Here is a 21,534-nt window from a genome sequence, read left to right as displayed (position 1 = left end):
GTTATCTCTTCTTTAAATGTTAAGTTCCCTATATGTCAAATTGATGGATATACCCATCAAGTCAACCTAGCATTTCAAAATAAAATCCTTTAACTTCACTTAGCTTATCGTTGGCAATAATTTCAATTTAGTCTAACACTACTATAAATATAATTGAAATAGAAAAAATATGATATTGAATTCAATAGTTTATATACATATATTGAACTAGAATATTTTCGAAAGATTATGACAATAGATGTGTATGATTTTTTCAAAAAGCATCCCAAATTCAATAAGCATATTGGAAATGACTTTCTTTTGGTGGAATATAAATGTCCATTAAATGTTGAAAAATTTCAACTATGGACTAAATCTCACTTAATCACATACGTTATTAACGGTCGTAAAGATTGGATAACTCCTAAACAAACCTATGGTCTTACTGCAGGTGATACACTATTTGTTAAAAAAGGGGTGTATGCTACAAAGCAATATCTTGAAGAAGACTATTGCGTTATGCTCTTTTTTATGAATGATGAGTTCATCAGAAAATTTACTTTGCAAAATCATTTATCATCAAAAGCTTCTCAAGACAAAGTTACAGAAGATGGTATATTAAAAATTAAGACCAACAGTTCGTTCCAGATTTTAATACAGAGTATTTTACAATATCTGACAATGAATGAAGCTATTCCGGCTGAACTTGTGGAGCTAAAATTCAAAGAATTGATTTACAATATCACCCTTAATAAAAACAATAGCGCATTTAAAAATTTATTGCTCGAGATCTCAAATCAAAAGAAGGCTAGTATTGAAAATATTATGAATGCTAACTTTCAATATGATCTTCCAATCGAAGCTTTTGCAAAACTATCAGGGCGAAGTCTTTCAAGTTTTAAGAGAGATTTCAAAAAGTGTTTTGAAACCTCACCATCAAAGTGGCTCATTAATAGAAGACTTACCTACAGTAAAATGCTACTCATTAACACCCAATTGAACATCAATGAAATTTGTTATGATAGTGGATTTAAGAATACATCTCATTTTATTCGAGCCTTTAAAGAAAAATACAAGTTGCCCCCAAATCAGTTTAGGAAACTAAATGCTAGTTCATAGGTTACTTTTGAGCTTTAGAGAATATTTTTAGGACAGCTCAGCAAATTTGTAGTCGCTTATTTAATTGAATTTTGAGTCATTATTAATTCAACTAAATATTATGAAACAACTATTCATGTTCGCCTACTCAATTATCTGTTATTGTATTGGCTTTGCTTCTCTATTATTTTGGATTTTATCGATAAGTCATTTGATTCCGGAAATATCAATCGACAGAAATCCTGAAGTCCCATTTTATTATGCGCTTTTAAAAAATCTTGCACTTGTATTACTTTTTGCAGTACCGCATAGCGTAATGGCTAGAAAATCATTTAAAAATTGGATTACTAAAGTTCTTCCAAGACCCGTAGAAAGAAGTACCTATGTACTACAAGCAGGTATTTTGCTCTTTGTTCTTATATGGAACTGGGAACCAATTGGTGGTAACATATGGACAATTGAAGAAGGAAGCATTCTATTTTATACTATGTACGTTTTATTTTTTTTAGGTTGGGTAATTTTATTTGTAAGTACTTTTCTAATCAATCATTTTGATTTATTTGGTCTACGACAAACCTATTTAGAACTATTAAATAAACCATATACTGAATTAGAATTTAAAGTGGTTTCATTTTATAAATATACAAGGCATCCGTTGTACTTAGGTGGCATTATGGGACTATGGTTTACACCAGTGATGTCAGCAACACATTTAGTATTCGCCGTTCTTTTGACTTTGTATTTCTTCATTGGAGCTCTATATGAAGAAAAAGATTTAAAGGAAAATTTTAAATCTAAATATTTAGCATATATGAAGAAAACACCTATGATGATACCTTTTACAAAAAGAAAAACTGATTGATTAAAAAACTATTGCCAACAATGCCTGTAGCAAATAGGGCATAAAGTGTTAAATTTAAATGCTTGGGCGTGTTTGCCAAGTCCGCCAAATCTTTTGGATTTGTCATTTGATATAAAAAAGAAAAATACAAAACAAAAAGCTCCGACTACCAGCGCAGACGGAAACGATGCCAGCACATCAACTCGCCCGCTGCTATCGCAGACGGCGTACCTGCCCTACTTGCCATAGCCGAACCGATAAGTGAAATCTCAAAAAAATCTTTGCTTTTTCAAAACCAAATGGTCAGGTAAAACTATTGACCTGCGTTGGTGCTGCGGTAATACCCTTTGTTAGGGATTTCAACAACATACTTTTTACCAGAGCTATTGTTCAAGTGAGGTTCACGCAACCAAGGGTTATGCCTCTTTAAAATTTTATAATTGATTTCATACTCCTTAGCAAAGTCTGCCCAACTGGCAACTGGTTCATCAATTTCAACTGTAAATGTGGGGACTGCTTTATAGAAATCATCTTTCTCTACATCAAAACCATATTTATCAGGGTTAGAGAGGATTTCCTTAAGTGCCAAAATCCTAAAAACATAGCGCCCTGTTTCCTGACCTAACAAAAGGTCATAGTAGTTATCTACTTTTTGAATGTTCATATATTTTCTAACCCCGCCCGGACCAGCATTATATGTTGCAGCAGTAAGCGTCCATGTGCCAAAACGTTTTTTCCATTTGTTAATGTAATCGCAGGCCGCTTGCGTAGACTTTCTAATATGATACCGCTCGTCAACATTGGCATTTACCTCTAAACCATATTCTTTGGCAGTCGCTCTCATAAAGTGCCACATCCCTGCTGCACCTTTGGGTGAAGCAACGTCTATCAATGCGCTTTCAGCAACGGCCAAATATTTAAAATCGTCTGGGACTCCATTTTTTGCCAGAATTGGCTCTATAATAGGAAAATATTTATTGGCACGTTTCATTAACAGCAACGCATTGGATTGCCAATAGGTGTTCACCAAAAATTCCCGGTCTACCCTTTCCATGATTTCCGGGTCTTCAAAAGGTACTGGCTCTCCTGCAAAATTTAAATCCTGCGGAATCTCAATTGCACTTATTTTATATCCGTCAGAAGCAGTTTTTTTAGCATCAACAACTTCTGTTTTTTCCATTTTATCTTCTGGAGCAGATTGTACGGCGAAAATAAGACTGCCGACAACTACCACTAATCCAATAACCGCTAATATATTTTTAATGTGTTTCATGCTATCACTTCTATGTGTTACGTAAAGATACTATATAGAACTTCCTTCTTCTAAAATAATTGCAGACAGGTTCTCATTAAACCACTTAGCGCGATGAATTATCATGGCATGGGTTCCATTTTTAACTGGAATACAATCTCTAATGTTCGCTATTGGAAATACAGCATCTTTTTCACCTTGAATATGGACAAGGTTCTTTGGCGGGATGGTTTGTTCCCAGCCTACAATATTGTCAATGGCCCAATCTATATAATATTTATCTCTAACGGAAAGGTACTTTTCATAGAGTTCTAGTCGCTTGGTAACCGTTTCGCCAAAGGCATATTTGGCTAAAAGCTCCACATTGTTTACTAAACCAGTGGGCAATAATTTGTGGACTTTGGTGTACTTGGCAAAAATCATCCTTTTAGGTAGTTCGCTGCTTTTTTTAACACAGGAGACCGCTATAATTTTGGATACTTTAATATGCTTTGCTATTTCTTGGGCCAAGAGGCCTCCAAACGATACTCCGAGCAATACCGGGTTCTCATGAACAATGTTCAGAGCCATTTCTTTGGCATATGCTTCAAAGGTCATTCCTTTTTTAGGAATAAACCATTCTAATTTATGCGTTACAAAAGTTTCAGAAGGCAATTTAATTCCATCAAATATCGATGAGTTGGCAGCCATTCCTGGTATAAGGTATACATGTATTTTGTTGTCGGGCATTTCTCACCAAATATCTATTAGGCTAGGAAATTAACTAATTTTTGACTAATTTTGTAACCCTTTTGCAATTAGCCCCACTTAATATCACATATGCAATTTAAATGGGATCAACAGAATTACCACTTCGGTAATTAGACAGTGTCAATTTTAAAATAATTCTATATGACAGAAATGGAAGTTAATGACAATAGTTTCTTGCGCCAATTTGAAACTAAGTTGGATGGGCATTTAGCTAAAATTGAGTATTCTTCACAAGAGCGTAAAGTATTTTTAACCAAACTTGTAATTCCTGAAGAGATTACACAAGAAGGCTTTAAAGAAACTTTTATCAAAGCCGTTTTACATCAGATACAAGAGAAAAACTTGAGGGTTGTTCCTACTAGCCCACACATTGCAGGTTTTTTAAGAAAGAACAGACAGTACAAGGAGATGCTCCCCGTGGGAATACGCATCTAATTAAAAAGTAAAAAGAACTAAAAACCTCTCATTCGAGAGGTTTTTTTTATGCCAAAACTTTATCTGAAACAAACTCGAAACGGACCAATCCATCTTCATCTATCTTGGTTAGTTCCACTTCATGCAGTGTGTTAATCAATTCTGGATTCCAAGGAGCCTTTACTTTTACATAGTTTTCAGTAAAACCGTGAATGTAACCTGACTTGTTTTCTCCTTCAAATAAAACCGTGCGCACACTCCCTATCTGACTCTCATAAAATGCTCTTCGTTTTTTTACCGAAAGTCCACGCAACATTTTACTTCGTTTACTTCTGATATTTTTTTGAACCACGTTTTCCATTTCTGCTGCTAAGGTATTATCCCTTTCAGAATAGGTGAATACGTGTAAATAGGAAATATCCAGTTCGTTTAGGAAATGATAGGTTTCCAAGAAGTGCTCATCTGTTTCACCAGGGAAACCAACAATAACATCCACTCCAATGCAAGCTTGTGGCATGGCTTGCTTAATTCGATTTACCCTATCAATGTATAGATTGGATAAGTACCTGCGCCGCATCAATTTTAAAATATCGTCACTACCACTCTGCAAGGGAATATGAAAATGAGGCACAAATGAATTGCTCTTGGAAACAAAATCAATTGTCTCGTTTTTTAAAAGATTAGGCTCAATAGATGATATTCTTAAACGATGTATTCCGTCTATTTCATCCAAAGCCTTGACCAAATCCAAAAAGGTATGCTCGTGTTTTTTATTTCCAAACTCTCCCTTACCGTAATCTCCAATATTGACCCCGGTTAGTACAATTTCTTTAATGTCTTTGGAAGCAATTTCAGCAGCATTATTCAGTACATTCTGTAAAGTATCACTACGAGAAATACCTCTGGCCAATGGGATGGTACAATACGTACATTTATAGTCGCACCCATCCTGAACCTTTAAAAAAGCTCTGGTCCTGTCTCCAATGGCATAGCTTCCCACATAAAAATCTGCATCTTCAATTTCACATGAATGTACCTCTCCCCTATCATTTTTAGTTAAATCATTAAGGTAGTCGGTAATCTTAAATTTTTCCGTTGCTCCCAGCACTAAATCCACACCATCTACAGCAGCTAATTGCTCTGGTTTTAGTTGTGCGTAGCAGCCAACGGCGGCTACAAAAGCATCTGAATTGCTTTTTTGAGCTTGTTTTACAATAGTTTTAAAACGTTTATCGGCATTTTCAGTGACCGAGCACGTATTGATGACGTAGATATCCGCCTTTTCAGAAAAGTCAACACGGTCAAAACCCTCACCTTCAAAACTTCTAGCAATGGTAGAGGTCTCAGAGAAATTAAGTTTGCACCCAAGTGTATAAAAGGCAACTTTTTTGTTCATGAGTAAACCCTTGATTTTAAGGGCTGCAAAGTTACTAAATTGATTTGATTTTTGGTTATTGGCCGGTCTTGCAAATAAGCCATCCCCTAAATGTTAGTGACAATAAAAATCAATTCTTGTCCAATTATTTGGATTGAGTTCGTCATATAGTTAAAATAAATAAATCATCTTGAGAACAAATGGCAAATATTAGACACAACCTAACAATTAACGCATCTGTGAAACAAGTGTATGATGCAATTACAATGGAGGATGGACTAAAGGGCTGGTGGACGAGTCAAACAACAGCAAAACCAGAAGAAGGAAGCATAAATCATTTTAAATTTGGAGACGAATATTTCAACAAAATGAAAATTTCAAAACTGAATTCACCAAGTGAAGTCTATTGGGAATGTGTAGATGGAGATAAGGAGTGGATTGGGACTAATTTATCTTTTGAATTGGAAGAAAAAGAGGGCATTACTTTTCTCAAGTTTTCTCATTTAAATTGGGCAGAAGAAAGTGAATTCTTTGGGTTTTGCAATCATCATTGGGGTAGATTTTTGGATAGCCTTAAGGCATTATGTGAAACTGGAGAAGGACAACCATTTGCGGAATAAACCTCAAATACCAAGATTAATGTTACAATTTATGCTGAACTTGTTTTAGTATTAAATCGAAGCCATATCTTAAACGTTATAAATACAGCTTAAAACTTGATTCACTCTGCTGATGTTAACAGAGTGAATAAATATCTAATCAGGTAACTACTCTAAAATGTGCCCCACAGATTGGTTCATGATAGTTCCGGTCATATGGCTTGCTAGTTCAGATGCTGCTAAAACTACAACGTTTGCCGTATTTTCTGTGGAAGGAAGTTTTTTCATGGCCGTTTTGTTTTCCACTATAAATTGCTGCATTTCATCTCTGCTTATTCCCATATTTAAACCCATGGTAGTGAAGGTATAATCAATTGTAGGGGAATCCGGCATTGCCTCCGTTCTTACGCCAATTACCCTTACTCCCTCTGGTCCCCATTCGTTTGCCAGACTTTTCAACAACCCTTCCGTAGCGGCATGAGATGCCGTTAAGGCAGGGCTCCACGGAGAGCCTACTTTAGCTAAAGTAGAAGTGATGAAAATAATAACTCCTTGTCCTTGTTTGGACATAATTGGGTAAGCGGCTTTTGCGGTAAGAAACTGGCAAGCTGTTGTAGATTTCAAAGGCATCATAAACTGCTCTAACGACACTTCCATTGCGGGCTTTCCATGATTATATTCAGCAGGGTTTGAAGCACTTAAATTAATGACAATATCAACATTTATATCCTCCTTTTTAAACCAATCAAAATACTGTAAAACAGCTTCCTCGTCCAAAGTATCTAGCTTTCGCACTTGGCCCAATTCCGATTCTTCTACAATACCATCTACGTTAATGTCAGACATATAAACAGTAGCTCCCTGCATTTTTAATGCTTTTGATACTTGTAGCCCTGTAGCTCCCTTAGCTCCAAAAACGAGTGCATTCTTGTTCTTTAATAATTGATTATTCATATTTTGAGTTTTAATTTTTAGTATTAGCTACCAAATTTGGAGTTCCAGTTCCTGTTTCTAAATATTGCTTAAGGCTATTAACTATAAAATGTGTCCAGCCTGCATCACAAATTTCATAACAATTTAAACTTGGGGTTAGTCCTTTGTGGGTAAATGAAACTTCAATCATATCATCACTTAAAACTTTAAAAACAAAAGATATTTTGCTATTCAACCACTCTTCTTTTATATTTTTAAGACCTGAAAATGAATGGTTTGCATGAATACACCTCCAAGCGACATGGCTAAATTCTTCCAACTCTGAAACTACAAAACGCCATTCTGTATCTTCTTCAAAAAAGACAGAAAACTCATGCCCAATTTCATTAGCTGTTTTATTATCTACGTTTCCCCACCATTTGTTCACTTCAGTCGTTATTGCTTTAAATGCTTTTTCTTTTGATGCTTTGACTCTAATTGTTTTTTTTAAATCCATATGTATTAGTATTAATTTTATTGTCCAAAATATTCTGGTGCTAAACTTATCCAGCCTTGAGTAGTATTTTTATAAAGTCTTTTGTGCTCTTCATAATCCTTGGAATTATAGAACTCTTGAGCCTTCTCAACAGATTCAAACTCTATAACTACGACCACCTCTAACGGATTGCCATGTAAGGTTTTAGATTTTGGTGTTGCCACTAAGAATTTCCCATTAAACTTTTCCAGTATTCCATTTATCGTTTTTACAGGTGGAACATAATTCTCCTTATCTATTACAGTATAATTTTCAATTAGATAACCTCTGTTCATCAATGTGAATTTTAATGTATATTTGACTAGTTGCAAAAAACAACTGCTCAAATATATTAAACTAATTTTATTTTGCAACTAGTTTTAATATAAAACTTAATATGAAGGAATTGAAATCATCATGCCCTATAAATCAATATCTTGAAGTGTTTGGGGATAAATGGACCTTGTTAATAATAAGGGATATTATGTTTGACGGGAAACGATACTTTAATGAGATAAGAGAATCTGATGAAAAAATTGCCAGCAATATTTTAACAGACAGGCTTAATAAACTAGAGGAGTTAGGAATTGTTATTAAAACAAAAGATGCTAAGCACAAACAAAAAAACATATATACATTAACCAAAGTAGGTATTGATTTAATGCCTATTATGATAGCAATGTCTGAGTGGAGTTTAAATCATAGAAAAGTTTCTGAAAAAGATAGAGCACATGTATCAGAACTTATAAAAGGAGGTGAAGATTTACAGGACAAAATGAGCAAAGCCCTTTTAAAGGAGTTTGAAGCTGTTTCCGAAAATTAGATTATTTATTTACTTGAAAATTCTTCAATAATTCCTCCATTTTTTGGTCAACTCAAATACATGCTCTAGAATACGGGCTTCCTTATCGTCAAACTTCACCCCTCTGCGCTCCATCATTACTGCTGCTGCCTCAAAGGCTTTTTTTGGCATGTAAGTGCTAAAACCGGAAGCACCACCCCAACTAAAGCTGGGGACAAAGTTTCTTGGAAATCCAGGAACATAAATATTAGCGTTTACGCCAATTACGGTTCCTGTATTGAGCATGGTATTAATTGCCGTTTTGCTATGATCACCCATCATAAGTCCACAAAACTGTAGCCCTGTATGGTCAAATTTTTCTGTGGCATAGTTCCATATGCGTACTTTGGCATAATTGTTCTTTAAATTGGAGTTATTAGATCCCGCACCAATATTGCACCATTCCCCCAATACTGCATTTCCTAGGTAACCATCATGTCCCTTGCTAGAATATCCAAAAATCACAGAATTATTAATTTCTCCACAAACCTTTCCAGAAGGTCCAACAGTGGTAGGGCCATAAATCTTTGCTCCCATTTTTACAATGGCATTGTCACATAATGCAAAAGCTCCTCGGATAAGACATCCTTCCCAAATCTCTGCATTTTTACCTATATATATAGGGCCTTTAGTCGCATTTAAAATACTATGTTCTATAATTGCTCCTTCCTCCACGAACATATTTTCAGGACAGATTAATTTATTGGTACCTGAAATTGGAGCGCTTTTTCGACCTTTGGTAATTAAATCAAAGTCAGCCCGTAAAGCTTCCCCGTTCTTAGAAAAGATATCCCATGTCTGGTCTACAGTAAGTATTCCTCCTGCATAGTTTATAATTGTGTATTCTGAAAAGTCAATATTCTCTTTGGGGTTTTTGGTGCGATATGCTACCACTTTGTCCTCATAAAAAACAGCTTCTCCTTCTTTTAAAAAGGATATAGCTTCTAAAAGTTGTTGGCTAGGTAAATAAGATGAAGTAATTACAACATTATCCGCAGCTTCCTTCATTGGATATTTTTCCGATAAGTACTCCTCTGTCTTAAAGCTTACCGCTGTATTCAGATACTTTTCCCATTTTTCGCGAATGGTTAAAATTCCTATTCTAATTTCCGCGACAGGCCTTGTAAAAGTGAACGGAAGCAATGATTCTCTTTGGGGTCCATCAGAAAGTATATAGTTCATGGTTGTAGTTTGAATGGTGTAAAAATAAAAAACGCCTCTGACAATTATCAGAGGCGTTAAATATTATTAAGGGAAATTGCTTATTCTTCGCTTTTTTCCTCTTTACTGAATTTCTTGTATTTGTTCTTGAACTTATCAATTCTACCAGCAGTATCAACCAATTTGGTCTTACCTGTATAGTAAGGGTGAGAAGTTCTAGATATCTCCAATTTTACCAAAGGATACTCAACACCATCAACAGTGATATTCTCTTTTGCTTCCGCTGTAGATTTTGTAAGAAATACATCATCATTGGACATATCTTTAAAAGCTACCAATCTATAATTTTCTGGGTGTATACCTTTTCTCATCGTCTTAAAACTTAAATCTCAGAATTTCGAGGTGCAAATTTAATAATTTCTTTGATAATTCCAACCTAAATATCGTGAAAAAGAAAAAATATACCTTTGAGTGTAACAAAACTTTTATGTTACTCACTAACAAGCTACAATCAACAATAAATTTTTATATAAAATGGAAGAAAATCAACCAAAAACAGGAAAATTCTCCCTTAATTACGGATTAATCCTGGGAGGTATCAGTGTGATATTTGGAATCATGCTTTATACCCAAGACATGCACACTTCACAAAGCCCTGCACTTATGATCATCGGTGTTGTGCTAGCTGCAGTTATTACTTTTATTGGTATTTCTAACTTTAGAAAAGCAAATGAAGGTTTTTTGACCCTTAGCCAAGCTTTAAAAATTGGAGCTGGTATTGCTTTAATATCTGCAATTATTGCAATAATATACAACCTTGTTCTAGTAAACGTCATAGACCCAGATACACCTTCTAAAATTATGGATGCACGTCTAGGCCCAGCACTGGAAAGTGGAGAAATCACCCAAGAACAATTTGATGTACAAAAAGAACAGAGCATAAAGTTCTGGTGGATGGGATATCCTTTTCTTTTGATATTAAATATCTTAATAGGGCTCGTTTTAGGATTGGTTAGCGGTTTAATTCTGAAAAAAGCCAAACCCGCATACTAAGACAAAAAATACTATTTTTGAAGGGAATTCCAGAAATGAACAATGCAAATTTCCATTGTAATCCCTTTACTTAACGAGCAAGAATCACTTATAGAACTCCATGATTGGATTGCAAAAGTTATGCAGTCCAATCATTTTTTATATGAGGTCATTTTTATTGATGATGGCAGCACTGATGGTTCTTGGAAAACCATTGAGGAACTTTCCGTAAAAAACGACAATGTAAAAGGGATTCAATTTTTGAAAAATTTTGGGAAATCCCAGGCGTTGCATGCTGGCTTTAAAGCTGCTCAAGGTGATGTGGTCATTACTATGGATGCAGATTTGCAAGACAACCCAGAGGAAATACCAGAACTATATAAATTAATTAAAGAAGACGGTAACCATGTTGTTTCTGGATGGAAGAAGAAACGGTATGATTCCATTATCACCAAAAATATGCCCTCAAAACTCTTCAACTGGGCGGCTAGAAGAACATCTGGTGTAAAATTGAATGATTTTAACTGTGGACTTAAGGCATTTAAAAATGAGGTGGTGAAGAACATTGAGGTTTCGGGAGACATGCATCGTTACATTCCCGTGTTGGCCAAAAATGCTGGTTTTTCAAAAATCACGGAAAAAGTAGTGCAACATCAAGCAAGAAAATATGGGACTACCAAGTTTGGGGCTGAACGCTTCATCAATGGTTTTCTAGATTTGATTACCATCTGGTTTGTTTCAAAATTTGGGCGGCAACCCATGCATCTCTTCGGGGCCTTGGGCGTACTTATGTTTATAGTTGGCCTTGGGTTCTCTATTTATTTGGGTGTGGACAAATTGTTTCTGAATCCAACTGGGCGTTTAATTACACAACGACCACAATTCTATATTGCATTAATTGCAATGGTGATTGGAACACAGTTCTTCTTAGCTGGTTTTATAGGCGAGATTTTAGTGCGTTCCAGAAAAAACGATACCCGCTATACCATCTCCAACAAAATTAATATTTAGCAAGAATCAAATACAGATTCTTCGTATTTTTAAAAGCATAAAACTTAGCAACAACACATGGATTCCATTCTCTCGACCGCACAGACTTGGTTAACCGATTTTTTTGATTCAGAAACCAAAAAAGAAATTCAAAACCTTATCAAAAATGATACAGAGGAACTAAAAGAACGTTTCTACAAGGATTTGGAATTTGGCACGGGTGGCATGCGCGGAATGATGGGTGTTGGAACCAATAGAATAAACAAATATACTTTAGGAAAAAACACACAAGGGCTAGGGAATTACCTAAAAAGAACTTACCCTACAGAAGAAGTTAAGGTTGTGATTGCATATGATTGCAGGCACAATTCGGATACATTGGCACGAACAGTTTCTGAAATTTTATCTGCAAACGGAATCAAAGTTTTCTTATTTTCTGAATTGCGAACTACTCCTGAGCTTTCATTTGCCGTGAAGCATTTAAATTGTCATGCTGGAATTGTTTTGACTGCTTCCCATAATCCGCCGGAATATAATGGATACAAGGTATATTGGACTGATGGTGGACAAATAGTACCGCCTCAAGACGGTGAGATTATTGCAGAAATTAATTCCCTCTCTTTTGAGGATATTAATTTTGAAGCCAATGAAAGTCTTATTAAACTTATTGATAAAGATGTTGACGAAGCATTTTTTAAAGCTTCAGTAAGTAAAGGAAGTTTTGGCGCAAAAGACAAAGACAATTTTAAAATTGTCTTCACTTCACTTCATGGGACTTCTATAACTGCAATTCCAGAAGTTTTAAAACGTGCTGGCTATAGGAATGTAACAATTATAGAAGAACAGGCAAAGCCTGATGGAGACTTCCCCACTGTGAAATCGCCAAACCCAGAAGAGCCAGAAGCTTTATCAATGGCAATAAAAAAAGCTGAAGAAATTGGAGCAGATATGGTGGTGGGCACTGACCCAGATAGTGATCGATTAGGGATTGCCGTAAGAAATTTGGAAGGAAAAATAGAATTGCTCAACGGTAACCAGACAATGGTGCTGATGACCAAATTCCTTTTAGATAAATACAAGGAAAATGGATTCAATGGCAATGAATTCATTGCAACAACCATAGTTTCCACACCGATGATGGAACAAATGGCAAAAGCTTATAACGTGGAATGTAAAACCTCCTTAACAGGGTTCAAATGGATCGGCAAGATGATCAAGGATTTTCCCGATTCAACTTTTATTGGAGGTGGAGAAGAGAGTTTTGGATATATGGTAGGTGATTTTGTGCGCGACAAGGATGCCGTTACCGCTACCCTACTGGCCTGTGAAATCGCTGCCAATGCCAAGGCAAACGGAAGTTCTTTTTACAAGGATTTAATAGACGCCTATGTAGACTTTGGTTTTTATAAAGAGAAACTGATTTCTTTGACCAAAAAAGGAATAAGAGGTGCTGAGGAAATAAAACAAATGCTGATTGATTTTAAAGAAAACCCTGTGGAATCTGTACAAGGTTCAAAGGTAATTTGGGTTGAAGATTACAATACTTCAATTGCCAAAAACGTGCTGACCGGTGAGGAAAAACCAATTGATTTGCCAAAATCCAATGTGTTGATCTACGAAACTGAAGATGGTACTCGGATAGCTGCCAGACCTAGCGGCACAGAACCTAAAGTGAAATTTTACATTAGCACAAATACCAAATTAGAAAAAGCGGAGGATTATAAATCCGTAAATTCGCAGTTGGATACCAAAATTGATGGCATCCTTTCCGAACTGAATTTATAGGTGAATGAATTACTTTAAAAAGATTCTCCAATTTGCGAGACCCTATCGCAAATACGGCTTTTTGAATATATTTTTTAATATTCTTTATGCGCTTTTTAGTGCACTTTCTTTTGCAGCATTGATCCCAATGTTGGATGTATTGTTTAAACCTGAACAAAAAGTTTTGGTAGAACCTGTATATAAAGGTTTTTCCAAGTCAAAAGACTATTTACAGGACTATATAAACTATCACGTAAATGAGTACTCCGGTGATGACGAAATGAAAGGTTTGGTCTTGGTCATTGGGTTGGTCTTGGTCCTATTCCTTCTTAAAAACGTCTTCAACTATTTGGCCATGTACTTTATTACCTTCCTGAGAAATGGAGTTTTAAAGGATGTCCGTAACAAGATGTATCAGAAAATAGTAGACCTGCCAATATCCTTTTTCTCTGAAAAAAGAAAAGGAGATGTCATAGCAAGGATAACTTCAGATGTATTGGAAATTCAACATTCTTTTCTTTCCATACTTGAATTAATAGTGCGGGAACCTCTGACCATTGTTTTTACTATTTTAATCATGTTTGGTATTAGTGCCAAGCTAACCATTTTTGTTTTTGTCTTTATTCCCATTGCTGGAATGATTATTTCCAGAATTGGAAAATCTCTGAAAAGGAAATCTGATAAAGTTCAAAAAGAGCAAGGAGAATTCCTTTCCATAGTAGAAGAAACGCTTGGAGGTCTGCGAGTAATTAAAGCGTTTAACGCTGAATCTAAGTTTTTCAACATCTTTAAAGCTTCTACAAATCGGTTTTTTAGATTCTCTAATTCTTTGTTGAACAGACAAAACTTGGCTTCACCCACTGGCGAGTTTTTAGGGATTTTAGTGATCGGTGTATTACTATGGTTTGGAGGCAAAATGGTTTTGGTGGACAAGACTCTAGATGCTTCTTCTTTCATTGCCTACATGGGATTAGCCTATAACATACTTACTCCAGCCAAAGCGATAAGCAAAGCTTCCTATGGCGTACGTAAAGGGAATGCTGCCGCGGAACGTGTTTTAGAAATATTGGAATCCGAAAATCCAATTGCCGATAGTAAAGATTCCATTGAGAAAACAGATTTTACGGATGATATTGCTATCAAAAACATTTCATTTAAATATGAAGATGACTATGTTTTAAAAGGTTTTGACCTCAAAGTCAAAAAAGGACATACGGTAGCACTTGTGGGGCAATCCGGAAGTGGGAAAAGTACCATTGCCAATCTGGTGACCCGTTTTTACGATGTAAACGAGGGTGAGATTTTAATAGATAGCGCGAATATCAAGAACATTACTAAAAAATCGCTTCGAGGTTTAATGGGATTGGTGACACAAGATTCCATTTTGTTTAATGATACCGTTAAAAATAATATAGGTCTTGGTAAAGAGGGGGCAACTGACGATGAAGTCATAGCAGCGGCCAAAGTAGCCAATGCCCACGATTTTATCACGGAACTGCCTAATGGATATGACACTAATATCGGGGATAGCGGCAATAAATTAAGTGGTGGTCAAAAACAAAGACTTTCCATTGCAAGAGCAGTTCTTAAAAATCCACCAATCATGATTCTAGATGAAGCTACATCGGCTCTAGATACCGAAAGTGAGCGTTTAGTACAAGATGCTTTGGAAAAAATGATGCAAAATAGGACTTCCATTGTCATTGCCCATAGACTTTCAACAATTCAAAATGCAGATTCCATAGTTGTGCTCAGCAAAGGAAAAATTGTGGAGCAAGGTACCCATGAAGAACTCATGAAATCTAAAAAAGGCTATAAAAAACTGGTTGAAATGCAGTCTTTCACTGTATAATTAAACCTTTTCATACAAACAGAGTCAAAGCACCAAATTGTAAGAACAATTGATTGCTGAGGAAGCCTTAGTCAACAAACTAAAAGAAAAAGAGAGCCAAGCAAAGGCCTTTGAAGTGTTGGTCAACACTTACAAAGAACGCTTGTATTGGCATATACGCAGGATTGTCCTAAATCATGACGATGCGGATGATGTTCTCCAGAATACGTTCATAAAAGTGTACAAGAACATTGGAGGTTTTAAAGGAGATAGTAAGCTGTATTCTTGGATGTATCGAATAGCCACCAATGAATCCCTGACTTTTTTAAAGCAGAAGTCAAAAAAAATGGGGATAAGTGATGAGGAACTAAAAATGTCATTGATAGAGAATTTACAATCCGATGTTTATTTTGAAGGAGATGAAATTCAACTGAAATTGCAAAAGGCATTGGCCACCCTTCCAGACAAGCAAAAATTGGTTTTTACCATGAAATATTTTCAAGAAATGAAATATGAAGAGATTTCAGAGGTTTTAGAAACATCAGTGGGAGCTTTAAAAGCTTCTTATCATTTGGCAGTAAAGAAAATTGAAACGTATCTTAAGGCAGATTAAACCTTTTAAGTGATTAAAAGTCAAAGTCGTAGTATGAAAGAGGACCACAAAAATAAATTCAAAACCCCTGAAGGTTACTTTGATAGTTTCCATGAGCGACTCATGGACAAAATTAACGAGGAAGAAAATGAACAGGGAAAATCCATAATTCCAAAATCTGATGGTTTTAGTGTTCCAGAAGAGTATTTTGATACTTTTAAAGTGGAAACAAAAGAGGCCAAAGTTGTTCAATTAAAGTCCTATAAAAAATTCTATTACAGTGCTGCTGCAATTGCTGCCATATTTATTTTGATTTTTGGACTAACCTGGAAAACAGATGCGCCAATAACATTTGAAGATTTGGTCAGTGCAGAAATAGACGCGTATTTTGAAACTACAGAACTTGATATGAGCACTTACGAAATAGCAGAAGTAGTGTCCTTAAACAGTCTGGAAGTAAATGATGTATTGGACAATGCCCTTAAAGATGAAAACATCCTTGAATATTTAGATGAAAATGTGGAGGACATTGAGGATTTAAATTTAGATTACAACTATTATGAATAAAAGACTACTCATACTATCCATGCTTATGATGAGCGCCACCTGGTTTTATGCTCAAGGTCCTGGAAGGGAACGCATAAAAACACTAAAAGTGGCCTTTATCACGGAGAGATTAAACCTAACAAGTGAAGAAGCGCAACTGTTTTGGCCCATTTACAATGAACACGAAAAAATATTGGGGAGTATTAGACGAAATGAACGGATAGAATTAAAATCCCAAGCTGCACTACTTGAAAATATGTCCGAAGAAGAAACTTCCGCACTATTGGACAAATACATTGTCATGCACGAGAAGAAGTACAATGCTGAACAAGATTTTATAGCAAAAATCAGGAAAGTAATCCCACCCAAAAAGACGTTGCTCCTCTTAAAAGCAGAAGAAGATTTTAAAAAACGATTATTACAACAATACCGAAAACGTAAAATGGGTGGTGGATAAAACCAAAACTCGGTAAAATACATTAAAAAGGAGCCGAAAGGCTCCTTTTGCAATTAAACCTTCTTCCAATACTAAAGTCATACTATTAGAAAACCATTAAAAAAAATAGTATGAAAGCAGTAAAAACAATATTGGTTGTAGTCGCATTTTTAGGAACTATGGTCGCTGCAAATGCGCAACGAACGGTTGTTCGTGTATACCCAAAACATGGTACGGTCGTAACAAAGGTTACTAAACCCAAAGTGGTTGTCCACAACAAAATCAATTTCCATTTCGCCGATGGAGTATGGTACAAAGCACAAAACAAAAAATATGTAGTATGTGCTGCGCCAGTAGGAATCAAAATAAGAAGACTCCCGAGAGCCAGAAAAGTTGTAGTGGTCAATGGAAGAAAATTATACAAATACAGAGGTGTTTGGTACAAGAAGACAGGTAGAAATTACATAGTAGTAAACGTTTAGTTGGTTTGGTTATTTTTTAGTTGAAACAGCGGCGATAATATCGCTGCTGTTTTATTTAAATACCAACCTTGCAATCCTATTTTTCCCCGCGGCATACGCCGTCGAATCATTCAAAAAACGAATAGTGTAAAAACCTTCTTCACTCAATGGCTTCCATGTTTCACCTTGATTATTTGAATATGAAATCCCTGTGAATCCAACTGTCACTATACCTTTCCCACTAGAATTTGGAACAAATTGCACACAACTTTTATAACCAGGCTCTTGTCCATCCGCAACAAGCTTCCATGTCTTCCCGCCATCTTTGGTCACTATTTTGTTTTTAGCATTGGCAGTGGATTTTAAATAATCTCCTCCTATTCCAAATCCTAAGTTTTCATCATAAAAATCAATAGAATAAATTCCTTCCGTTTGCTCTCCGCTCAATATTGGTGTTTGTTGTGCCTCCCAAGAACGGCCCTTATCTGAAGAATAATAAACAGTGCCAGAAGTAGAAGCTACCCATACTTTATCTCCGACAATTTCAATATTGGTATTACTGGCTGCAAATGCCCCTTCCCCCTCTTTTGCTTTTGGTAATACATTGCAAGAAAGTTTGGCCCAACTATTCCCTCCATTTCTTGTTATAATTATGGATAGACACCCATCCATACTATCTCCAACAGCAATACCTTCTCTATCGTTCCAAAACTTCATGGCATCATAGAAAACACCTTCGCCTTCTTCTTTATAAACCAATTCCATTTGTCCATTTTCACCTGTTTTATACAATAAAGCAGGATTAGCCACTGAAAGCATAAAGAAGTCAACTTTTGTGTGCGCTACAGCTCTAAATCCCGGAAGTACGGAATCAAATTTTTGAATATTGGTTCGAACCTTACTTGTTCTAACATCAACAGAACCATAAACTCCATTGCTCCCCGCAAACGCCAATGTTTTATTATCCAAAAACTCAATTGCCCTGATACTTACAGAGTCACTGAAAATCGTCTCTATTTCAACTGTTGAAAAGTTTTGCGACTTCTCTTTTTGGGAACACCCAATTATCATTAATGCAACAATAAATATTAGCTTTTTTGCCATTTTATAAGGTTTCTTCAAATGTAATCGGAATCATATAAGAAACCATACCTTTGCATTCCTAAAATTTTCAGGATGCGTTTACATAGAAACCTCGTCTTTGCCGTTATAGATGCCTTGAACCTAATCTTCAATGAGAAGGAATATGCAGACAAGGTCATTGAAAAAGTATTGCGATACGATAAACGCTGGGGAGCCCGTGATAGAGGTTTTATTGCTGAAACCACTTATGATATTGTACGTTGGAAGCGTTTGTATACTGAAATTGCAGAAGTAAATGAGCCCTATTCAAGACCTAATCTGTTCCGATTATTTACGGTTTGGTGTGTTCTAAAGGGTATTAGCTTACCAGATTGGAAACAACTTGAAGAAACACCGGAAAGACGTATAAAAGGTAAGTTTGATGAACTATCCAAAATAAGAAAGTTCAGGGAATCAGTTCCAGATTGGCTAGATGAACTTGGAGAGCAAGCCCTTGGAAACAATCTATGGACCAAGGAAATTGCAGCTCTAAATAAACAAGCTGAAGTCATCCTAAGAACCAATACCCTTAAAATCCAGAAAACACAACTTCAGGCTTTGCTTGCCGAAAATGAAATTGAAACCATTGCCATTGATGGATACCCAGATGCATTGAAACTAAAAGAGCGCAAAAATGTTTTTACCACAGAAGCTTTTGCAAATGGCCTCTTTGAAGTACAAGATGCCTCTTCACAATTGGTCGCTCCATTTTTAGAAGCGCAACCCGGTCAACGTGTTATTGATGCTTGTGCTGGAGCAGGCGGCAAGACCTTGCACTTGGCATCCCAAATGGAAAATAAAGGGCAACTCATTGCTTTGGATATTTATGAAAGTAAACTAAAAAAGCTAAAAATACGCACAAGACGTAATGGTGTCCACAATGTAGAGACCAGAACTATAGACTCTACAAAAGTGATTAAAAAACTACGCAATAGTGCAGACAGAGTTTTACTGGACGCTCCTTGTTCTGGTTTGGGTGTGATAAGAAGAAATCCAGATTCCAAATGGAAACTGGAGCCCCAGTTCATTGACCGAATCATGGGTATTCAACAAGAAATCCTTCAGAATTACAGTAAAATGGTCAAAAAAGATGGTCAAATGGTATATGCTACTTGTTCCATTCTTCCACAAGAAAACACAGAACAAGTTTCAACTTTCTTAAATTCTGAATCCGGAGAAGGGTTTGAATTGGTCAAAGATCAAAACATCTATGCTTCCGAAAGAGGTTATGACGGATTTTACATGGCCCTTTTAAAAAGAAGCTAGCCTCTATTATTCTTTCAAGGTTGGGTAACTTACTCCCAGTTGTTCTAGATAGCTGTCATATTTAGTTTCATCATAATAAAACTTTTCAAGGGCAGTTCTAAATTGGTCTTGTTTGTCCTTGTTTAAATATATGGGTGGCATATCGTCCTCAGAAATCATAGGCTCAAACTTGGTCTCTTTGGTTTGTTCGTTATTAAAATAATCCCAGGCTTGTTTTAAAAGCTCAGGCTTAAGCAGAAAGTCGATAAGGGTCATTGCCTCCACTTTTGCACCTGCTACTACCCCTTTATGCGCTATGGGTGTGGCCATGGCTATGGCATTGCTCCAATGATGTCCTTGTAAGCCAGGAATATTAGAAGGAAAACGCATGGTCACCGTAGGCACTTTCCAAGAGATATCACCAATATCATCAGACCCACCGCTAATGGGATCCACCACCGGCAATCCAATAGTATCTAATTTTACAGCCAATCCTTCAATTTTCTTAGAGCTCACTTCCGTTTGTACGGCTTTAGCCAAAGTTTGGTCAGCCTCAGACCAATTAGGCAGTCCTACCTTTTTAATATTCGAATACATGGTCTCTGCAATCACTTTATTAAAATGTCTTGGCCATGCAGCACCCAAAACTTTAGATTTCATGGTGGTTCCTGTCATTAGTGCAGCCCCTTTTGCCATATCATTAGCAGTAGCATACATATCCATAATACCTTCATATTTTATATCTCTAAAGTAAAACCAGATGGATGCTTTTGAAGGCACCACGTTGGGTTGGTCACCAGCATCTGTGAAAATAGAGTGCGAACGACGTAGCGGATGCAAATGCTCTCGTTTATAATTCCAACCTATGTTCATAAGCTCTGCTGCATCCAAGGCACTACGTCCCCTCCATGGAGAGCCAGCTGAGTGTGCAGCTTCTCCTTCAAAAGAATATTCTACTGAGATGAGCCCAGTGCCCCGTGCAGGACCATAACTCACACTCAAATTATTGCTTACATGTGTAAAAATGCACATATCAATATCATCAAATAGGCCATCCCGTACGTACCATGCTTTAGCCGCTACCAATTCTTCCGCAATCCCAGGCCAAACAATTAGCGTACCACCAATTTGCTCACGCTCCATGATTTTCTTTACCGCCAAAACAGCCGAAATATTTAGGGGGATACCTGAATTATGCCCTTCGCCATGACCAGGTGCTCCATCAACCATAGGTTTGTGGTAAGCCACCCCTGGGTATTGCGATGCCTTGGGAATACAATCAACATCACTACCAATAGCAATTACAGGTCCATCACCATTACTCCATTTAGCAAACCAAGCCGTGGGAATACCTGAAATAGAATTTTCCACGGTAAAACCGTTGTCTTTTAAGATACCTGTAAGATATTTGGAACTTTCTACCTCTTGAAAACCAAGTTCGGCAAAGCTGAAAATTTTATCTACCATCACTTGAGCCTGCTTTTTATCAGCTTCCACCAAAGCAGCGACTTCAGCTTTCAGTTTAGTAATTTTAGATTTTGAATAGGTTTTTTGACCATAAACCAATGATACTCCCATTGTAAGGGTCAACACAAAAAATAGGCCTCGTAAAGCGTGGTAATTAGATTTCATAGAGTTGGATTTGAATTAGCAAACTATCCTTCTAAAATACTAAATATTAGGATGAGCAGAATCATCATTCCTATTTTATTCATGTTTCCTCAAAAAGGCAGTTTAACTAGTATCGTTTTAAAAATT

Annotated in this window: 24 protein-coding genes; 14 read left to right on the top strand and 10 right to left on the bottom strand. The window is 36.3% G+C overall.

Features of this window, described 5'->3' with window-relative positions:
• Window positions 1–228 precede the first annotated feature (228 nt).
• Together SJY44_RS09855 and SJY44_RS09850 are read left to right on the top strand one after the other, a co-directional pair.
• Complete coding sequence (locus SJY44_RS09855; RefSeq protein ID WP_396589584.1) at window positions 229–1,098, top strand: helix-turn-helix domain-containing protein; 870 nt, start codon at window positions 229–231, stop codon at window positions 1,096–1,098.
• Between the two features lie 100 nt (window positions 1,099–1,198).
• Window positions 1,199–1,939: a methyltransferase family protein gene (locus tag SJY44_RS09850; RefSeq protein ID WP_396589583.1), complete on the top strand. Its 741-nt coding sequence runs from the start codon at window positions 1,199–1,201 to the stop codon at window positions 1,937–1,939.
• 292 nt (window positions 1,940–2,231) lie between these two features.
• On the opposite strand, the gene SJY44_RS09845 is transcribed toward SJY44_RS09850, so the two are convergent.
• Both SJY44_RS09845 and SJY44_RS09840 read right to left on the bottom strand, forming a co-directional pair.
• Window positions 2,232–3,191 (bottom strand): lytic transglycosylase domain-containing protein, encoded by a 960-nt coding sequence (locus tag SJY44_RS09845; RefSeq protein WP_396589582.1) that lies wholly within the window; start codon window positions 3,189–3,191, stop codon window positions 2,232–2,234.
• 30 nt (window positions 3,192–3,221) lie between these two features.
• Window positions 3,222–3,899, bottom strand: coding sequence for an alpha/beta fold hydrolase (locus SJY44_RS09840; protein ID WP_396589581.1), 678 nt, complete (start codon window positions 3,897–3,899; stop codon window positions 3,222–3,224).
• Window positions 3,900–4,061: 162 nt separating this feature from the next.
• On the opposite strand from SJY44_RS09840, the gene SJY44_RS09835 reads away from it, so the two are divergent.
• Complete coding sequence (locus SJY44_RS09835) at window positions 4,062–4,355, top strand: GNAT family N-acetyltransferase (protein ID WP_298925339.1); 294 nt, start codon at window positions 4,062–4,064, stop codon at window positions 4,353–4,355.
• A gap of 46 nt (window positions 4,356–4,401) precedes the next feature.
• Here the strand turns inward: SJY44_RS09835 and mtaB are convergent, their stop codons facing one another.
• Complete coding sequence (gene mtaB / locus SJY44_RS09830; RefSeq protein WP_396589580.1) at window positions 4,402–5,730, bottom strand: tRNA (N(6)-L-threonylcarbamoyladenosine(37)-C(2))-methylthiotransferase MtaB; 1,329 nt, start codon at window positions 5,728–5,730, stop codon at window positions 4,402–4,404.
• A 179-nt stretch (window positions 5,731–5,909) separates the two neighbouring features.
• Here mtaB and SJY44_RS09825 point away from each other — a divergent pair, with 179 nt between their 5' ends.
• Window positions 5,910–6,329: an SRPBCC domain-containing protein gene (locus tag SJY44_RS09825; protein ID WP_396589579.1), complete on the top strand. Its 420-nt coding sequence runs from the start codon at window positions 5,910–5,912 to the stop codon at window positions 6,327–6,329.
• A gap of 147 nt (window positions 6,330–6,476) precedes the next feature.
• On the opposite strand, the gene SJY44_RS09820 is transcribed toward SJY44_RS09825, so the two are convergent.
• Genes SJY44_RS09820 through SJY44_RS09810 form a run of 3 tightly spaced genes read right to left on the bottom strand, consistent with a single transcriptional unit; the run spans window position 6,477 to window position 8,051 of the window.
• Window positions 6,477–7,262, bottom strand: a complete 786-nt coding sequence (locus tag SJY44_RS09820; protein ID WP_396589578.1) for an SDR family NAD(P)-dependent oxidoreductase — start codon at window positions 7,260–7,262, stop codon at window positions 6,477–6,479.
• Between the two features lie 10 nt (window positions 7,263–7,272).
• Entirely contained in the window at window positions 7,273–7,737 is a 465-nt protein-coding gene (locus SJY44_RS09815) for an SRPBCC domain-containing protein (protein WP_298925328.1), read from the bottom strand.
• A gap of 17 nt (window positions 7,738–7,754) precedes the next feature.
• A complete protein-coding gene (locus tag SJY44_RS09810) occupies window positions 7,755–8,051 on the bottom strand; it encodes a DUF1330 domain-containing protein (protein WP_396589577.1) in 297 nt (98 codons plus the stop codon).
• Between the two features lie 101 nt (window positions 8,052–8,152).
• Here SJY44_RS09810 and SJY44_RS09805 point away from each other — a divergent pair, with 101 nt between their 5' ends.
• The gene (locus SJY44_RS09805) at window positions 8,153–8,578 is read left to right on the top strand and encodes a winged helix-turn-helix transcriptional regulator (RefSeq protein WP_396589576.1); all 426 of its coding nucleotides are present in this window, start codon (window positions 8,153–8,155) and stop codon (window positions 8,576–8,578) included.
• 24 nt (window positions 8,579–8,602) lie between these two features.
• Here SJY44_RS09805 and SJY44_RS09800 read toward each other — a convergent pair whose 3' ends face one another.
• Window positions 8,603–9,778, bottom strand: coding sequence for a GlmU family protein (locus tag SJY44_RS09800; RefSeq protein ID WP_396589575.1), 1,176 nt, complete (start codon window positions 9,776–9,778; stop codon window positions 8,603–8,605).
• An 80-nt stretch (window positions 9,779–9,858) separates the two neighbouring features.
• On the bottom strand, window positions 9,859–10,128 hold the full coding sequence (locus SJY44_RS09795) for a type B 50S ribosomal protein L31 (RefSeq protein WP_298925316.1): 270 nt from the start codon (window positions 10,126–10,128) through the stop codon (window positions 9,859–9,861).
• A 163-nt stretch (window positions 10,129–10,291) separates the two neighbouring features.
• Here SJY44_RS09795 and SJY44_RS09790 point away from each other — a divergent pair, with 163 nt between their 5' ends.
• The 8 genes from SJY44_RS09790 to SJY44_RS09755 all read left to right on the top strand — a co-directional run bounded on the left by SJY44_RS09790 (window position 10,292) and on the right by SJY44_RS09755 (window position 17,430).
• Window positions 10,292–10,810 (top strand): DUF4199 domain-containing protein, encoded by a 519-nt coding sequence (locus tag SJY44_RS09790; RefSeq protein ID WP_298925313.1) that lies wholly within the window; start codon window positions 10,292–10,294, stop codon window positions 10,808–10,810.
• 42 nt (window positions 10,811–10,852) lie between these two features.
• The gene (locus SJY44_RS09785) at window positions 10,853–11,800 is read left to right on the top strand and encodes a glycosyltransferase family 2 protein (RefSeq protein WP_396589574.1); all 948 of its coding nucleotides are present in this window, start codon (window positions 10,853–10,855) and stop codon (window positions 11,798–11,800) included.
• A 57-nt stretch (window positions 11,801–11,857) separates the two neighbouring features.
• Entirely contained in the window at window positions 11,858–13,564 is a 1,707-nt protein-coding gene (locus tag SJY44_RS09780) for a phospho-sugar mutase (protein ID WP_396589573.1), read from the top strand.
• Window positions 13,565–13,568: 4 nt separating this feature from the next.
• A complete protein-coding gene (locus SJY44_RS09775; protein WP_298925305.1) occupies window positions 13,569–15,395 on the top strand; it encodes an ABC transporter ATP-binding protein in 1,827 nt (608 codons plus the stop codon).
• Window positions 15,396–15,444: 49 nt separating this feature from the next.
• Window positions 15,445–15,987 (top strand): RNA polymerase sigma factor, encoded by a 543-nt coding sequence (locus tag SJY44_RS09770; protein ID WP_298925302.1) that lies wholly within the window; start codon window positions 15,445–15,447, stop codon window positions 15,985–15,987.
• Window positions 15,988–16,020: 33 nt separating this feature from the next.
• Window positions 16,021–16,533 carry a hypothetical protein gene (locus SJY44_RS09765; protein ID WP_396589572.1) on the top strand — a complete coding sequence of 171 codons (513 nt, stop codon included), beginning with the start codon at window positions 16,021–16,023 and terminating at the stop codon, window positions 16,531–16,533.
• Complete coding sequence (locus tag SJY44_RS09760; protein ID WP_298925297.1) at window positions 16,526–16,969, top strand: hypothetical protein; 444 nt, start codon at window positions 16,526–16,528, stop codon at window positions 16,967–16,969. The genes SJY44_RS09765 and SJY44_RS09760 overlap by 8 nt, the downstream gene beginning before the upstream one ends.
• A 110-nt stretch (window positions 16,970–17,079) precedes the next feature.
• Window positions 17,080–17,430, top strand: a complete 351-nt coding sequence (locus SJY44_RS09755) for a DUF6515 family protein (RefSeq protein WP_396589571.1) — start codon at window positions 17,080–17,082, stop codon at window positions 17,428–17,430.
• A 51-nt stretch (window positions 17,431–17,481) separates the two neighbouring features.
• On the opposite strand, the gene SJY44_RS09750 is transcribed toward SJY44_RS09755, so the two are convergent.
• On the bottom strand, window positions 17,482–18,513 hold the full coding sequence (locus tag SJY44_RS09750; protein ID WP_396589570.1) for a WD40/YVTN/BNR-like repeat-containing protein: 1,032 nt from the start codon (window positions 18,511–18,513) through the stop codon (window positions 17,482–17,484).
• Window positions 18,514–18,585: 72 nt separating this feature from the next.
• Between SJY44_RS09750 and SJY44_RS09745 the strand changes: the two genes are divergently transcribed.
• The gene (locus SJY44_RS09745; protein WP_396589569.1) at window positions 18,586–19,797 is read left to right on the top strand and encodes an RsmB/NOP family class I SAM-dependent RNA methyltransferase; all 1,212 of its coding nucleotides are present in this window, start codon (window positions 18,586–18,588) and stop codon (window positions 19,795–19,797) included.
• Window positions 19,798–19,803: 6 nt separating this feature from the next.
• On the opposite strand, the gene SJY44_RS09740 is transcribed toward SJY44_RS09745, so the two are convergent.
• Complete coding sequence (locus SJY44_RS09740) at window positions 19,804–21,408, bottom strand: amidohydrolase (RefSeq protein WP_396589568.1); 1,605 nt, start codon at window positions 21,406–21,408, stop codon at window positions 19,804–19,806.
• Window positions 21,409–21,534: the final 126 nt, after the last annotated feature.

Source organism: Allomuricauda sp. R78024, from assembly GCF_044596045.1.
In the GTDB taxonomy this organism is placed as follows: Bacteria; Bacteroidota; Bacteroidia; order Flavobacteriales; family Flavobacteriaceae; genus Flagellimonas.
Note: the sequence above shows the minus strand (reverse complement) of the source record. Positions and strands in the feature narration are given on the sequence as shown.